Raw genomic sequence first — 13,313 nt, 5'->3', positions numbered from 1 at the left:
AGTGCCTGATTTTACGACTGCTTCGCAGCCTCGCGCTGCTCGGCAGCTGCTACGGTATTGCCGGAAGTACAAACAAAAACGCAGAAGCCATGGCTTCTGCGTTTTTTTTTGCCGTCGCTCGGTCAGCTACATGACTTGCCCTGGCAGCCGAGAAACACTTCGGTAAACGACTCCAGTAGCGACTCGGTGTAGATCATGCTGCGGTGCGGCAGTGGTGAGTGGATCGAGGTGTGCAATTGGCCTGTCACGTTGTGGGCCCTGAGCAGTTGTTCCGAATACAGCACTTGCTCCAGGGTTTTATGCGACAGCGACCACCAGCAACTGGCCTTGACCTTGAGCGGCGGCAGCGAGAAGGCATTGAACGCGTCCACCAGGCGATCGTGAATCGCATAGGCCTGGGCGTTCATGATTTCCTGCTTGATGCCTTCCAGGGTCGCGATCATCTCTTGCTCGCCGGTGGCCGTCTGTTCGCTGGCCCAGCGATAGAAGGTCTTGAGGTCGGCCGTCGGGTTCCGGGCGATGAAGCTCGCCGCCGCCGGTTCCAGATGCGCGAACATCAGGTTGAAGACTTCGAGTGCTGCCAGCAGTTCGTTTTCCGCGCTGAGGTGGTTCGGGTTGTCTTCTTCCAGAGGCTTGCGCGGCAGGTCGGCGGGCAAGGCATGTTCGGGCAATGTGCTGTCGACGAGGCCGAGGAAGGTCACTTCCTTGCCCTGGCGCTCCAGGTGGGCGGCGACGTCCATGGCAATCGCGCCCCCCAATGACCAGCCCATCAATCGGTAAGGGCCGTGTGGCTGCTTCTCGACGATCTGTGCGCTGTAGTCGGCAATCATCTCGGCCCATGTCTGAGCGTTCGAGTCTTTGTCGGCAAAGCCCTTGTGCATCACGCCGAAGGTCCGGGCATGGGCACTGAGTTTTTTCGCCAGCGGCTGATAACAGAACACGATACCGCCGCTGGGGTGCAGGCAGAACAGCGGCGGCGCCGACGCTGTCGAGGCGTTGAGTTCGACCACGCATTGCACATGCTGCTGATGCTCCAGGGCGATGAATCTGGCCAGTGCCTGGACATTGGGATGAGCCAGCATGTGTTGCAACGCCAGTTTGATGCCCAGGCGCGCGTTAAGGGTCGAGATGAATTGAATGGCCAGAATCGAGTGGCCACCGAGTTCGAAAAAGTTGTCGTCCAGGCTGACACGCTCGACCTGCAACGCTTCTTGCCAGAGTTCGGCGAGCGCCTTTTCCAGTGGCGTTTCGGCAGCAATGAAGTGCCGCTGCGTCTGGCGGAGGTCGGGTTGCGGCAGGGCCTTGCGGTCGAGCTTGCCGTTGGGGCTCAACGGCATGGCGGCCAGTACCAGCAGATGACTGGGCACCATGTAGTCGGGCAGATTGGCCTTGAGCTCAGCCTTGAGGGTTTCGCGCAGGTCGAGTTGTTGCTGCTCGCTCAGCGAGTCGCTTTGGGCCACGACATAGCCGACCAGTTGCAAACCCACCGCGCCTTCCCGGGCAACCACCAACGCCTCGCGGACCTGCGGCGATTGCAGCAGGCATGACTCGATTTCCCCGAGTTCGATGCGGAAGCCGCGAATCTTCACCTGGTGATCCAGCCGGCCTGCATACTCGATCACACCGTCGGCGCGATAGCGCGCCAGATCGCCGGTGCGGTAGAGACGACCGCCGCCCTGAACATCGAACGGGTCGGGGATGAAGCGCTCGGCCGTAAGCTCAGGTCGCTTGAAGTAGCCGCGTGCGAGCAGGTCGCCGGCAATCATCAGTTCACCGACGACACCCACTGGCACTGGCTGGCCGCCGGCATCGAGCAGGTAAATCGCCCGTCCGGCCAGAGGCTGGCCGATCGGCATGCTTTTGGGCAGGGCGATTTGCCCTGTCACGTAGTCGCTGCAATCCAGCACCGTGGCGCTGACCGTCGTTTCCGTAGGCCCGTAGGTGTTCAGCAGCTTCACGTGCCCGAGCCCGGCCTTGCCCCAGGCCGCCACGCCCTCCGGTGGCATCGCTTCGCCACCGACGATCACTTGCCGCAGTGCACCGTAGTCGCGCTGACCGGCTGCGGCGAAGTCCTTGGCCAGCATGTTCCAGTAGGTGGTGGTCAGGTCGCTGACGCTGAACTGTTTGTCGAGCAGTTCGCGGTACCAGGTTTCACTGTCCCAGATATCCGGCCCGCGCAGCACCACCGAGGCGCCGCAGATCAACGCCGGGTAAAGCTGCTCGACAAAGGCATCGAAGTTGAACGTGGCGAACTGCAGGGACCGGTCCTGTGCGGTCAGGCCGAGAAACTCCAGCGCCACCTGGGCGTGACGGGTTAACGCCGCCTGGGTGATGCCGACCCCTTTGGGGCGACCGGTGGAACCGGACGTGAACATCACATAGGCGAGGTTTTGGCCGGTGGTGCGGCAGGGCGGGTCATGTGCGGGCAGCGTCCCCCGGACATCGATGTCGTCGACACAGCGTCGCTGGACGCCGGGCATCGAGGGCAGCCGATCCAGCAGCGAACGCTGGCTCAGCAACACGCTCAGGCCACTGTCTTCAATCATCCAGGCCAAGCGTTCCTGCGGATAATCGGGGTCCAGTGGCACATAAGCGCCGCCGGCCTTGAGCACCGCCAACAGGCTGATGATCATGTGCGCCGAACGCTCCACGGCAATGCCCACCAGCACTTCCGGTCCGACACCCTGTGCAATCAACGAGTGGGCCAGGCCATTGGCGGCGGCGTTGAGCTGGGCATAGCTGAGCTCAAGGTCGTTGAAGATCAGGGCTACCGAGTCGGGGGTTGCCAGCGCCTGGCGTTCGAACAATTGATGCACGCCGTCCTCAGGCATGGCCGACGCGGGCGGATTCCACTGCTGCAACTGAACCTGGCGTTCGTCTCTTGCCAGCAGCGGCAATTCGCCGAGCGCACGCAGCGGATCTTCCGTGAGTGCATGGAGCAGGTTCAGCCAGTGCCGGGCCAGGCGTTCGAGGGTGGCAGGGGCGTAGAGGTCCTGGCTGTATTCGAGACTCGCGCTGATGCCCTCGAGCGAATAGCCGACGTCCAGGGACAGATCGAATTTGGCCTGGCCGGGACCCGCGCCGAGGAACTCCAGCGCCAGCCCGTCCAGGTCGATCCGGTCCGGTTGCCCGGTGTCAGTGCGCCAGTTGAACAACACCTGGAACAACGGATTGGCGTGTTCGCTGGCGTGCAATTGCAACGCGTCGAAACTCAATTCCAGCGGGTAATCGCCATGGTCCAGTGCCGCCAGCGATTCGCGCCGCAGCCGCTGGAGAAAGTCTGCGCAGGACAGCAGCGGATCAATGCGCGCCCGGTACACCTGGGAGCTGACGAAAAAGCCGACCAGGTTCTGGGTTTCGCTGCGATTGCGGGTGGCGTTGGGTACGCCGACGGTAAAGTCGTATTGGCCACTGTAGCGGCTCAATAACAATTGCCAGGCCCCGAGGGCCACGACGAAAGGCGTCAGTTTTTGCTGCTGGCAGAAGCGGTTCAGGGCTTGCGCGAGGGGCGCGGGCACACTGAAGTCATACTGCCCGGCAGGGTGGCTGTGCCGGGCATTTCGTGGGAAGTCCACCGGCAGATCGAGGGCCGGCAATGTTTGCCCCAGATACTCTTGCCAGTATTCGGCGCTGCTGGCGCAGGTTGCGCTGTGCAGGTATTCGCCACGCTGCCAGGCGGCATAGTCGGCGTACTGGATGGCCGGGCGTGGCAAGGGTGATGTATCGCCGCTGCCGGCCTGGGCAAAGGCCCGTGTCAGGTCTTGCATCAGAATGGCATTGGACCAGGCATCGGAAACGATGTGGTGCATGTTCATCAGCAACAGATGCTCGTCGGCCGAAATCTGCAGCAGTGTTGCCCGCATCAACGGCGCCTGGCGCAGGTCGAACGGCGTGCCGGCCTGGGCCTCGATACGTAGCGCGATCCGGTTGGCGCGGGCCTCGTCCGACAGGCCCGACAGGTCTTCATGGTCGAGCACCAGTGTTGCCTGCGCATCGACCACCTGCATGGCGCAACCATCGATTTCGACGAAGGCACTGCGCAAAATATCGTGACGCTCAAGCACCTTGTTCAGGGCTGTTTCCAGCCGCCGGGGCGCCAGGGGGCCGGTGATGCGCATGACACGGGGCAGGTTGTAGGCGGCGTTGTCCGGTGACAGTTGCTGGAGAAACCACAGCCGCTGCTGGGCGAAAGACAGCGGCGCCGGGCGCTGGTTGACGCGGGCGGTTATCCCTTGGGGTTGATCACCGGCATCGGCCAGCAACAGCGCCAGTACATCATCATCGATCAAATCGTTCATCGGGGCTCTCGTAGTCGGCGGTGGATCGTTCAGGCGGTCGCCAACGGTTTTTTTTGCGCGACGAGCTTGCCGCCTTCCATCCGCACCAATTGGTCGGCGACATCGAAGTAACGGTCGTCGTGGGAAATGACGATGATGGTCTTGCCCAGGTATTTGAGTTCCGGCAACAGCTCGGTGTAGAAGATGCGCCGGAAGGCCGGGTCCTGGTCGGCCGCCCACTCGTCGAACACCAGCACCGGGCGTTCTTCCAGCCAGGCGTTCAACAGGGCCAGGCGTTTGCGCTGGCCGGTGGACAGGTCGGTGGTGCTGAAGGCGCCATCGCGGATGCAGACCTTGTGCGAGATTTCCAGGCGTTCCAGGTAACGGTTGGCGTCTTCGGGAACGTTCTGCTCGCCTTGTACCAATTCGTCGAACAGGTAGTAGTCGGCGAAAATCGTGGTGAACAACTGGCGATAGTCGTCGCGGTTATGCGCCAGGACCGGCTTACCGTTAAGGATGATTTCCCCGCCCTGGGGCGCATACAGCCCCAGCAGCAACTTGATCAGCGTGGTCTTGCCGCCGCCATTCTCGCCGACGATAAACACGATCTCGCCCTGGGCGATGGACAGGTTGACCGGTCCGAGGGCGAAGGGCTTGCTGCCGTCCACCGCCGGGAAGGCGAAATGCACGTCGCGCAGTTCAAGGTGTTCGACCACCGGTTTCGGCGCGTCTTTGTCACTGAGCAGCAGGTGCGGTTCCGGCGAGGAAAACTGCTCCGCCAGGTCGGCGATGCGCTTGAACGCAATGTTGGCGCGGCTGACCACCGGCAGGGTGGTGACCAGGTATTCCATCGGGCCCTTCATGTACAGCAGCACCAGCACGAACCCGCTGAGCACCGCTTTATCGGTGCCCAGCCACAGCGATTGCAGGGCCAGCGCCAGGCCGATCACCACGAAAAACAGCATCGAGCCAAGGGTCTTGGCCACCACGAAGGTGTTGACCGCGCGGATGTGCGTGTTGCAGATGAAATCAGCGGTGCCTTCGATGCGCTGGCTGAACATGCGTTGGCGGCGCGGACGATGGATACGCAGTTCCTTGGCGCCGGCGGCAATCGCGCTGTAGTGCTTTTGCAGTTCGTCCTCGGCTTCGCGAGCCGCCTGGAAACCCTTGATGCCCTTGGTCCGGGCCACGTATTGCAGCGCGGTGCCGATCACCAGGGCCACCAGCAGCAAGGCAAACATCGGCAACGACAGGTAGGCCAGGTAGCTCAGGCAACCGAGGGTGACGGTGAACGCAATGGCCAGCGGCGCGAAGGAAAAGGCGAAATCACTGACGGTGTCGACGTCATGGGTCAGCACCGGAATCAGTCGATAACTGCGGAAGCGCTCGATCTGTACGATCGGTGCCAACAGGACTTTTTCCCCCAGGGATTTACGCAGCCCGGCAATGATGTGTTGCCCGACATGGTTGGTGCCGATGTCCGACAGGATCGACGTCAGCAACGCCACCGCGCACAGGCCGATAAACGTTGCCAACACCCGGGTCGACGGGGTGTCGGCGGCGTTCAGCGCGTCATTGATGGTCGCCAGTAACGCGGTGATGCTGAGGCCACCGAGCATGCCGAGCATGATCGACACCACAACGATGACCCGGAAAGGCCTGAGCAGGCCGAGGACTTCACTGAAGGCTCCGCGGGATTTTGAGGTCATGGAAGTTTCCGCTTCAAGTGCCGCTAAAGGGCAAAGGTTCAAGAGTTTGGCTGCTTAAAAGACGAAACCCGTGGGCGGCGATTTAGCCGCGCACGGGTTTGTTGCAGGTCATGCGACAGGAGGTGGGAGCCTCAAAGATCCCGCGCGACGCGAAAACCGAGCCAGTCGCCACGGGTGTCGGGGTAGGTGGCATTGCGGTTGCCCGAACGCGAGAACACCGGAGCTTCGCCCCAGTCATTGCCGCGAATGCGCCGGGCGGTGCATTCGCCGGTTAACCACGCGCTGCCATCGCTCGGTGCGCCGACGTAGTTGTCGTTGTAGCAATCGGCGGTCCACTCATAGACGTTGCCGTGCATGTCGTACACGCCGAAGGCGTTGGCCGGGAAGCTGCCCGCCGGTGAGGTGAAGTTGTAGCCATCGGCGGCGCCGTAGGTGTTGGCGTGTTTGGCGATGCTGTATTCCTTGCCTTCATCGAACGGGAAGGGGAACGGGCCACTGCTGCCCGCGCGGGCGGCATACTCACGCAGCGATTCGCTGACCAGTCGATAGTGCTTGCCGGTCTTCTTCGAGAGCCAGGCCACATAGGCATTGACCTCGGGGAAGTTCATGCACACCGCCGGATGCCTGGCCGTGCGTTCATAGCGCGGCACGCCGGCCTTGCACTCGCGGCCCGGCCGGGTGTCGCCGTCGGGCATGAGGTAACCGCTGTCGCGCAGGTACGCGTCCCACTCGCCGGCCAGCACCTGAAAGCGGCTGATGGCCAGCGGTTTGGCGAAGGTCACCGGGTGCAACGGACCCTCGTCGGGCTCGCGGCCCACCTCATTGTCCGGAGTGCCCATGGTAAAGGTCCCGGTGGGCAGCACGACCATTTCCGGGCAGTCCTTGCAGTCCTTGAACACTTTGCCGGGCGGGGCGGGGGCGGCGGCCTGAGCGGCACCCGGCAGCAGGCCTGCAACCACGGCGGCGAAGGCCAGTGCGGGGAGCGTTTTCAGGGACAAGCTACGCAACTCACTGTTCATCATTGCTCTCGATAAAAAGTTAAAGGGAATCAGGGGGGGCAACTTCCGCCACGCCGCAATCTCTGTAGCAGCTGGCGAAGCCTGCGTTCGGCTGCGAAGCAGTCGTAAAACCAGAGATTACGGTGTGTCAGGCAGACCGCGTCAGTCGGATTCACGACTGCTTCGCAGCCGAACGCAGGCTTCGCCAGCTGCTACAGATCGCGTTACGACTTAACTGACTGACATTAATCATGGGGCTGGCGATCAGAGCTGTTTGCCGAGCAACGCGATGAAGCGGTCGACTTCAGCTTCGGTGTTGAGCAGCCCCGGCGCCGTGCGGATCACCGGGCCCACGTCGCGCTCCACGGCATCGGCGATCACGCGGTTTTGCATCAGCCAGGCGGCGATCTTGTCGCTGCTTTTGCCCTTGACCCGAAAGAAGCTGAAACCGGATGACAGCTCGGGACTCACGGGCGTGACCAGTTCGATCTGCGGGTGCGCTTGCAGGCGTTTTTTCATATGGCTGTTCAGGGCATGGATACGCGCCTGAACATCGGCCTTGCCCCATTGCAAATGCAGCTTGAAGGCTTCGTTCAGCGCCCAGCGGTGCTCGAACGAGTGGTAGCCGCCCGGTGTCATGGTGGTGGAGAACGCCGTGGCTTCGGAGAAGGTCGGGATGATCGGCGTGACGTATTTGACCTCTTCACTGCGGCTGCAAACGATGCCGGTGCCACGGGGACCGAACATCCATTTATGGGTGCCGGCGATGAAGAAGTCGCAGTTCATGGCGGGAAAACTCAAGTCCTCGACACCAAAGCCGTGCACGCCGTCGACCAGGTAAATAATGCGGTCCTGATCGGCGCGATTGCGGTTGTGCTTGTCCACCAGCGCGCCGATGTCGGCGATCGGCAGTTTCACGCCACTGCCGGAATGCACCCAGGTCATGCCGAGTACACGGGTTTCGGGTTTGATGTTCTGCTCGATCGAGGCCAGGATCTCCGCTTTGGACACCGTCTGCGGATCCTTGAACAACCTGATCTTGCGCACCCGAGTACCGTCCCGTTGGGTGCGCAGATCGAGAATGGTGTGGGTCGCGTAATGCTCGTGGGCGGTGGTGAGGATTTCCTGGTCCGGGCGTACATGAACGCCGCCGTAAATCATCGCCAGGCCTTCGGTGGTGCTGCCGGTCAAGGCGATCTGTCTGGCATTGGCTTGCAGGTAGCGACCGGCCCAGACACGTACCTCTTCTTCACGCTGCTCGATAACGCCGAGGTCCCAGTCCATCGCCAACCCGGGGTTTTTATCGAGGGCGGCACGGTGCATCTCGATCGCTTCACGCACAGGCTTTGGGTGCGAGGTGATCAGGAAATTGGAGAAATGCAGGTAGTCCGGATCCTGGTCGAACAGCTGCCGCAGTTGCGCCCATTTGTCCCCGGGCGGCGAGAGCACTGGCGTGGCGTTGGCGACGTTGTCCAGGCCGGCAGTCAACGGCAGGCCGGCGGCGAGGATTCCGGCCTGTTTCAGAAAAGTGCGACGATCGCTCATGGTGTGCTCGTGCCTTGTTGTGAAATCAGCGCCGGCTTGGCGGCTTTCTGCACCTGATCCCAGACCCGCAGGAAGTTGCCGCCCCAGAGCTTGGCGATGTCTGCTTCGGAGTAGCCGCGCGAGATCAGTTCTGCCGTGACATTGCGAATGTCACCGACGTTTTCCCAGCCTTTGACGCCGCCCCCTTCGTTGAAGTCGGAGCTGATGCCGACATGGTCAATGCCGATTTTGCGCACCGTGTAATCGATGGCGTCCCCGAGGTCCTTGAGGCTGGCTTTGGGTTCTTCTTCGAGAATCGCGTAGAGACGGCTGGCGTACTGGCCGAATTTTTTCTCGGGCCAGGCAGCGATGACCGGATCGCCCGGCATCAATGCCATGGCGAGGTTCGGCAGGGGCGGCAGGTCGAACGCTTTGCGCAGTTCGTTGAGTTTGTCCTGGGTGGTCTGGGTCAGCGGGCGCAGGTATTGGGAGAAACCGACCACCTGCACCACGCCGCCGCTGTTCTTGATCAGCTGCATTTCCTTGTCGCTGAGATTGCGCGGGATATCGACCATCGCCCGTGGCGCCGAGTGCGAAGCGACCATCGGTGTGCGGCTCAATTGCGCGACTTGCTCCAGGGCCTTGGTCGACATTTGCGATACGTCGATGATCACGCCCAGATCATTCAAACGATGCACCGCTTGCTTGCCCAGGTCCGAGAGGCCGTCGAGGGCATCCGGCGAATCGTTGAAAAACGGCAAGGGACGCGAAGAGTCGGCCCAGTCGTTATTGCCGATGTAGCTGAAGCCGAACATGCGCATGCCGCGTGCCGTCCACAGGTCCAGCAGGTTCAGGTCGTGGCCCAGCGGGTAGGCATTGAGCATGCTGATGAAAATCGCGAACTTGCCTTCGCCGTGCAAGCGACGGAAATCGTCGGGGGTGTAGGCAATGGCGACCTGATTGGGAAAATCACGGACCATCCCGGAAATAATCTTGTAGCGGATCTCCTGCTGGTTGCGTGCCTCTTCGACAAAACCGGCGGTGGGCTTGTGCGGCGCGTTGGCGCCATTCCACAGTTCCGGCCAGCCGAAAATCGTCAGGGCCGCACCGGACAGGCGTCCGCGGTTGGCCTTGACCAGGTCGAACTGCCCCGTTCCGTCCTTATCGGCTTCGTTGCCCTGGGTGCCGAAGTTCTGCATCAGGCTGATGTGGCTGTCGAAGGAGAGCATGCGCTCGTGCAACTCGTCGGCCTGTTGCATGACCTTGATCGGGTAACCGGGGGTGTCCGTGAATCCGTAATACCAGACTGCGAAGCCCGCGCCGGCGCTGATCGCCAGGGCCAGCGGCAGGCCGATGTAAAGAGCCTTTTTCGAACGTGGTTTTGTCATTGCCATCTCTGTCAGGTTCGCCGCCCCGGTGCAGGCGCAGGGGCCTTTGCTATCTGGGAGGAACGAGTGGCTGGCAGAAAAAATTAGGAGATAGCGAGATACCTGTGGCGAGGGAGCTTGCTCCCGTTGGACTGCGAAGCAGTCCTGAAACCTGCAACCTCGTTCTGCCAGGCACACCGCATGCACCGGATTTACGACTGCTTTGCAGCCGAGCGGGAGCAAGCTCCCTCGCCACAGGGGAATGTGTTTGGCACGCTTAAATTTCCCCGCACAACAAACGTTCTAGCTTGGATAAAGCCTGCTTCATGGCTGACACAGGTAGGGCAATGACGATTTCTCGACGATGGTTCATGGCAGGCCTGGCGCTGACTGGCGCTGCCGTGCCTGCGGCTTATTATGGGCATCGCGAATGGACGAAGCCGGACCCGACGATTACCCCCGGTGAGGCGACGGTCGACCTCGCGGACACCGCGGGGCAGCAGTTGGCCAACTCGCTGCGAGGCATCTGGGATATCCGCTTCGAAGGTTCGCAAGCGGGCCTCGACGGTTTACCGCAGCACGGGCTGGAGCTGTTTCTCGACATCGCCCAGCGCGGCCGTGGCCTGCGTGGCTGCCTCGATACTGCGCAGCAGTTACGCAGCGCAGCCGAGCCGCGTTACCGGGTGATCGGCGACCTGGTATCGCCTGACGCCAGCCAACTGTACTGGCGCCTGATCGATCGGCAATCGGCCAACGGCGCGCCGGCTTATGAGCTGGCGGTCACGTTCGATGAGGTCTGGGCCGATTTCGGCAATGCCGGCAGTGGCACCCTCAGCGGGCGGATCCTGCGCCTGGATCGCCCGCTCGGTTTGCTGGAACTGGACAATCGCTTTGTCGCGCGCAAACGGCTGTTTCCCGAAGCCCGTGAGCGTGTGGGGTTGAATCCGCCGTTACTGGCGTGGCTGATTTCCCCCGAGCACCGTTTGTTCCACCAGCTCTGGCACGCCTCGCGGGACAAATGGCACAAACTCTCCAAGGACCAACAGGGCGCCTTGCGCGGCATCGGCTGGCAGCCGGGCCCGCGAGGCAATGAGCGCGATGCCCGGGGGCCGCGCAAAGACCGTAATGGTTCGGGAGTCGACTTTTTCTTCATGCACCGGCACATGCTCGGCACGGCGCGTTCGATGCAGGACCTGCCGTCCTGGTCGAGCTTCCCGATGCCGCAGCCGGAGCTTGAACGCGACCGTCAGGGCTTCGCCCGCTATTTCGACAATCACGATGGCACGGCGCTGCCGCCCACCTGGCTGGCCGCCGAAGACACCGAGTACACCCAGTGGGTCAGCGACATCAAGACTGCCGAGACCTACCACAGCAATTTTCAGGTATGGGAATCCCGTTACCGCGACCCGCGTTATCTGTCGAAGTTGACCCTGGGGCAGTTCGGTTCGGAGGTGGAACTGGGGCTGCACGACTGGCTGCACATGCGCTGGGCCTCGGTGCCACGGGATCCCTCCAACGGTCAGCCGGTGCCTTTTGCCCGGGATCCGGCGGACTTTGCCGCGCGCTGGTATGCGCCGGAAAACGACTTCCTCGGTGACCCGTTTTCATCCCACGTGAACCCGGTGTTCTGGCACTTCCATGGCTGGATCGACGATCGCCTGGAAGACTGGTTCCGCGCCCACGAGCGTTTCCATCCGGGGGAGCTCAGTCGGCTTGAGGTCAATGGCGTGCCTTGGTTCGCCCCGGGGCGCTGGGTTGAAGTCGATGATCCGTGGCTCGGCCCGAGCACCCACGGTTGCAGCACTACGCCGGGATTGCAGGTCGGCAAGTCGGTGGAAATGGACCCGGAAACCATGAAGCTGGCGCTGCGCATTACCTTCGGTACGGATGAAAAGAAACTCGCGGATTTGTTCCGGCGAGTGCCGCAACGGCCATGGTATGCGCGGAATCTGAAGGTCAAGCCGCTGAGTTCGTAAGCCAGGCACTTGTGGCAAGGGAGCAAGCTCCCTCGCCACACAGTTTTTGGTGACGGATAACCTCGATCAAAGCACCTGCCACCCCCCACCCAACGCCTTGTACAACGCAATGCTCGCCTGCAACCGCGACAACCGCAGTTGCACATTCGAGTCCTGCGCCGCATACAGCGTGCGCTGCGTTTCCAGCACCGTCAGCCAATCCTCGGCGCCAGCCTGATAGCGGCTTTGCGCAATGTTGAACGCGGCTTGGGCCTGGTTCAGTTCTTCGCGTTGCCACTGCCGCTGTTCATCCAGGCCGCGAATGCTGTTGAGGGCTTTTTCGACGTCGGCAAACGCATTGATGATCGCGCCTCGGTAGGCTTCCAGCAGTTCTTGTTGGCGGGCCGTGGCCTTGTCGCGCTCGGCACCGAGGCGGCCGTTGTTGAAGATCGGTGCGACCAGCCCGGCGGTGAGGTTGTAGAACGGGCTGCGCAGAATGTCGCTGGCCGTGTTGGCGCCCGAGCCGATGTCGGCGCTGAGGGTCACGGCGGGCAACATGGCTGCGCGTGCGACCGTGACGTTGGCCTGGGCGGCGGCCAGTTGCGCTTCGGCGCGGGCGATGTCCGGGCGGCGGCTGAGCAGTTCGCTGGGCAATCCGGCATCGATGGCAGGCCATTGCAGTTGATCGAAGGATTCGTGGCTGGGCGGAAGTTGCTGAACCGGTCGGCCCAGCAGGGCGGCGAGGTTGATCCGGGCGTCCTCGGCTTGCTGGCGAATCAGCGGCAGTTGCCGTTGTTGCGCCGCCACCAGGCTTTTTTGTTGGGCCAGTTCCAGCGCGGTGGCCGAGCCTGAGTCGAAACGGGTCTGCACCAGTTTCAAAACGTTCTGTGCATTGGCCAGGTTCAGCTCGGCAATGCGACTTTGTTCATCCAGCGACAAGGCTTGCGCGTAGCTGCTGGCCACGCCGCTGAGCAAGGTCAATTCAACCGTGGCCTGATCGAACTCGCTGGCGCGCAGCCCGAATTGCGCACTGTCCCGGGACGCACGTTTGCCGCCCCAGAAGTCGATTTCGTAACTGGCGCTGAGGTTGGCGTCAAAGTAGTCCACGGCCTTATTGCTGCTGTCGGCATCGAGTTGGCTGTAGCCGTTGCCGCGCAACAGTTTTTGGCGGTTGGCGTTCATGCCGGCCTTGATCTCCGGCAGCTGCGAGCCGCCGGCAATCACTGTGTCGGCCCGGGCCTGATGCACCCGAGCGATGGCGGCGGCGAGGTCATAACTGCCGACGCGGGCCTGTTCGATCAGGCGATCAAGCTGCGGGCTGCCGAACTGCGTCCACCATTGTCGACTCGTCCGGGAGGCACTTTCATCGTGTGGTGATTGCCAGGCCGGCGGTGGTTGAATGCCGCTGTCCGGGCGCGCAGCCGGGTGGCTGCAGGCGCCGAGTAACAGGCAAAGGGTCAACAGGCTCAGTTGCGGTTTCATA

General features: G+C 62.2%; 7 protein-coding genes. 1 reads left to right on the top strand and 6 read right to left on the bottom strand.

Annotated features, from left to right (window positions below):
• Nucleotides 1–122: 122 nt before the first annotated feature.
• The 5 genes from PGR6_RS19120 to pvdM form a co-directional block, all read right to left on the bottom strand.
• Nucleotides 123–4,298 (bottom strand): amino acid adenylation domain-containing protein, encoded by a 4,176-nt coding sequence (locus PGR6_RS19120; RefSeq protein WP_064619054.1) that lies wholly within the window; start codon nucleotides 4,296–4,298, stop codon nucleotides 123–125.
• Between the two features lie 29 nt (nucleotides 4,299–4,327).
• Nucleotides 4,328–5,986 (bottom strand): cyclic peptide export ABC transporter, encoded by a 1,659-nt coding sequence (locus tag PGR6_RS19115; RefSeq protein ID WP_064619051.1) that lies wholly within the window; start codon nucleotides 5,984–5,986, stop codon nucleotides 4,328–4,330.
• A gap of 131 nt (nucleotides 5,987–6,117) precedes the next feature.
• Nucleotides 6,118–7,005 carry a dihydropyoverdine dehydrogenase gene (gene pvdO, locus PGR6_RS19110; RefSeq protein WP_064619048.1) on the bottom strand — a complete coding sequence of 296 codons (888 nt, stop codon included), beginning with the start codon at nucleotides 7,003–7,005 and terminating at the stop codon, nucleotides 6,118–6,120.
• 243 nt (nucleotides 7,006–7,248) lie between these two features.
• The gene (gene pvdN / locus PGR6_RS19105; RefSeq protein WP_064619045.1) at nucleotides 7,249–8,529 is read right to left on the bottom strand and encodes a pyoverdine-tailoring periplasmic protein PvdN; all 1,281 of its coding nucleotides are present in this window, start codon (nucleotides 8,527–8,529) and stop codon (nucleotides 7,249–7,251) included.
• The gene (gene pvdM, locus PGR6_RS19100) at nucleotides 8,526–9,896 is read right to left on the bottom strand and encodes a pyoverdine-tailoring dipeptidase-like protein PvdM (RefSeq protein ID WP_064619043.1); all 1,371 of its coding nucleotides are present in this window, start codon (nucleotides 9,894–9,896) and stop codon (nucleotides 8,526–8,528) included. Before pvdM ends, pvdN begins: the two co-directional genes overlap by 4 nt.
• Nucleotides 9,897–10,222: 326 nt before the next feature.
• On the opposite strand from pvdM, the gene pvdP reads away from it, so the two are divergent.
• Nucleotides 10,223–11,851, top strand: a complete 1,629-nt coding sequence (pvdP, locus tag PGR6_RS19095; RefSeq protein ID WP_064619040.1) for a pyoverdine maturation tyrosinase PvdP — start codon at nucleotides 10,223–10,225, stop codon at nucleotides 11,849–11,851.
• 66 nt (nucleotides 11,852–11,917) lie between these two features.
• Here the strand turns inward: pvdP and PGR6_RS19090 are convergent, their stop codons facing one another.
• Entirely contained in the window at nucleotides 11,918–13,312 is a 1,395-nt protein-coding gene (locus PGR6_RS19090) for an efflux transporter outer membrane subunit (RefSeq protein WP_064619037.1), read from the bottom strand.
• Nucleotide 13,313 lies beyond the last annotated feature (1 nt).

The sequence above is a fragment of the Pseudomonas sp. GR 6-02 genome, from assembly GCF_001655615.1.
Classification (GTDB): domain Bacteria; phylum Pseudomonadota; class Gammaproteobacteria; order Pseudomonadales; family Pseudomonadaceae; genus Aquipseudomonas.
Note: the sequence above shows the minus strand (reverse complement) of the source record. Positions and strands in the feature narration are given on the sequence as shown.

What these genes read in the sequence shown, in the direction of transcription:
- PGR6_RS19120 (WP_064619054.1), bottom strand. Translation starts at nt 4,298, where the DNA reads ATGAACGATTTGATCGATGATGATGTACTGGCGCTGTTGCTGGCCGAT.
- PGR6_RS19115 (WP_064619051.1), bottom strand. Translation starts at nt 5,986, where the DNA reads ATGACCTCAAAATCCCGCGGAGCCTTCAGTGAAGTCCTCGGCCTGCTC.
- pvdO (WP_064619048.1), bottom strand. Translation starts at nt 7,005, where the DNA reads ATGAACAGTGAGTTGCGTAGCTTGTCCCTGAAAACGCTCCCCGCACTG.
- pvdN (WP_064619045.1), bottom strand. Translation starts at nt 8,529, where the DNA reads ATGAGCGATCGTCGCACTTTTCTGAAACAGGCCGGAATCCTCGCCGCC.
- pvdM (WP_064619043.1), bottom strand. Translation starts at nt 9,896, where the DNA reads ATGACAAAACCACGTTCGAAAAAGGCTCTTTACATCGGCCTGCCGCTG.
- pvdP (WP_064619040.1), top strand. Translation starts at nt 10,223, where the DNA reads ATGACGATTTCTCGACGATGGTTCATGGCAGGCCTGGCGCTGACTGGC.
- PGR6_RS19090 (WP_064619037.1), bottom strand. Translation starts at nt 13,312, where the DNA reads ATGAAACCGCAACTGAGCCTGTTGACCCTTTGCCTGTTACTCGGCGCC.